The sequence below is a fragment of the Shewanella sp. 10N.286.45.A1 genome, from assembly GCF_041470405.1.
Classification (GTDB): Bacteria; Pseudomonadota; Gammaproteobacteria; order Enterobacterales; family Shewanellaceae; genus Shewanella.
Genome location: NZ_JBFRMK010000235.1, coordinates 1 through 2,409 on the forward strand (window position 1 = coordinate 1; position 2,409 = coordinate 2,409).

Annotated in this window: 2 protein-coding genes; one reads left to right on the forward strand and one right to left on the reverse strand. The window is 42.6% G+C overall.

Annotation, left to right across the window (positions count from 1 at the left end; genetic code table 11):
* The first annotated feature begins 183 nt into the window (after positions 1-183).
* Positions 184-2,103 carry an ATP-dependent DNA helicase gene (locus AB4238_RS16615; RefSeq protein ID WP_372034432.1) on the forward strand — a complete coding sequence of 640 codons (1,920 nt, stop codon included), beginning with the start codon at positions 184-186 and terminating at the stop codon, positions 2,101-2,103.
* On the opposite strand, the gene AB4238_RS16620 is transcribed toward AB4238_RS16615, so the two are convergent.
* Entirely contained in the window at positions 2,096-2,362 is a 267-nt protein-coding gene (locus AB4238_RS16620) for a hypothetical protein (protein ID WP_372034433.1), read from the reverse strand. The two genes, AB4238_RS16615 and AB4238_RS16620, sit on opposite strands and share 8 nt — an antisense overlap.
* Positions 2,363-2,409: the final 47 nt, after the last annotated feature.

The window sequence follows — 2,409 nt, forward strand, 5'->3', positions numbered from 1 at the left end:
TAAAGAACCGAACAAAAACTAAGCTCGAAAGAACAACAGCCCCTAGCCAATTCCGATGTTTTTAGTGTTAATCGGGTATGAAGCGCTATAAGCCTATAACAGCATACGTTACACTCAAGCGTAATCCTCTTTTATGATAAGAATGTTGGACACTATGACGACCAAGTGCGGTTTCGTTTGAGCATGAAATTAACACAGCAAGTGCTAGCGGCATTTTCAGCTGATGGTGCATTGGCTAAAGCAATTAAGGGCTTTAGCCTGCGTTTAGTACAGCAACAAATGGCTGAAGCGGTTAGTGACTCTATATTAAGTCGTCAAAACCTTGTGGTCGAGGCGGGCACGGGCGTGGGAAAAACCTTCGCTTATCTTATTCCTGCACTACTTAGTCATAAGCAAATTATTGTCAGTACCGGCAGTAAGAACCTACAGGAGCAGCTATTTTACAAAGACCTGCCCGCATTACTGTTAATGCTTGGTTTATCACCTAAAGTAGCCTTATTAAAAGGCCGCAATAACTATCTTTGCCAACATTTGATGGAAAAGGAGTTATCGGGTGCGAGTTCAATGGATACACAGATCCTTGACGACTTATTGAGGATCAATCAATGGGCAGGGCAGACAACGGATGGTGATCTTGGTGGCCTAACCGCGGTGTCAGAAAGCTCGCAAGCACTGCCTTTAATCAGCAGTGCTAAGGAAACTTGTATAGGTCAACGCTGTGATCATTATGATGTTTGCTTTACCCGAAAAGCACGTAATCGCGCCATGGACGCTCAAGTTATTGTGGTTAATCACCACTTATTCCTAGCCGATAAAATTATTAAAGAGACTGGCTTTGCGGAGTTATTGCCCGATCCCGATGTGGTGATTTTTGATGAGGCTCATTTACTGCCCGATATCGCTGTTACCTACTTTGGCCAGCAATGTTCAACCAGAGTGATAGCGGAGTTACTGCAACAATTTTCTGATATATATCGCAAAGAACTTCGCGATGCTAAACAGATAGAGCTACTGAGTGCTCGTTGCTTAACTTTGCTTAATGATTGGCAGCAAACACTTTTCGAGAGCGGTGATACTGATTGGCGCAGAATGTTAAGTAATAAAACGCTATCTGCACAATCTTGGTCTCTATTTAAAGAGCTAACCACGTTGAAAAGCGTATTGCAGGGTCATGTCGGTCGCAGTGATAATTTAGATGATGCACTCGAAAAGTTGGATGTTCAAACGGCTAAACTCGAACTGTTTTTTTTGTGTGAGAACAATCAAGCTGCCTATAGTATTGATTACGGCCATCGTTACTTGATGTTAAGGATTGCGCCAATTGATGTCGCTAAAGAGTGTAAAAAGCTATTTGACGAAAAAGTAGCGTGGATTTTTACTTCGGCTACGCTGCAGATAAATCAAGATCTGAGTCTGTTCACTAAACAGCTGGGTATAGGTAACTGCAAACAGCTATTGCTACAAAGCCCTTTTGACTATGCCAACAATGCCCTGTTTTGCGTGCCACGCCATTTGGCTAGCGTCAGTAATCACAGTGCGATATTACCGCAGTTTGTTGATGTTTGTGTGCAAGCGATTGAAGCGGCTCAGGGACGAACTTTTATTCTATTCACTAGCCATCGAATGTTGAACCAAGTCGCAGTTGCTCTGCAGCGTCGAGTTTCATATCCGCTGTTAGTCCAAGGTCAAGCTAACAAGCAAAGCTTACTGAAAAAATACCGCCAATTGGGCAATGCAGTACTGCTAGGGACTGGAGCATTTTGGGAGGGGGTAGACGTACGAGGAAAACTGCTTAGTTGTGTCATCATTGATAAGCTGCCGTTTGTTTCACCCGAAGATAATCTTTATCGCGCGCGCAGTGAAAGCATCGCTAGAGAGGGAAAAGATCCGTTTACTGAGATCTCGCTGCCACAGGCGGTTATCTCACTCAATCAGGGAGTAGGGCGCTTAATTCGCGATGAAAAAGACAAAGGGGTACTTATCTTATGTGACAATAGAATTGTTAACCGTCCTTACGGCCAAGCATTTTTAAATTCGTTGCCACCAATGGCAAGAACACGAGAGTTGAATAATGCAGTTAAATTTCTGCAGCAGGTTAAGTGATTAAGATTATCACCAAGTAGATGAGTACCAGTAGCAGCAGAGCCAAAATACAGCAGCGTCGATATAGTAGTCCTTGAGGGTTAAGTAAGCTTGGGAATAACAGAAAGTTAAACGGATTAAATAGGGTTTTATAAGTAATAATTGCTACACCTTGCTGCCTGCCACGATAGAGCATTTTCGAAAAGTAGTACATAAAGCGGAATAAAAGCACTGGAAAACTGATATAGATGAACAGTGTTAAGCTTAATTCCAAAGTCATTTCTAACTCTTTAAATGTAAGCATTAGCCCCTGACTCTTCTACACAA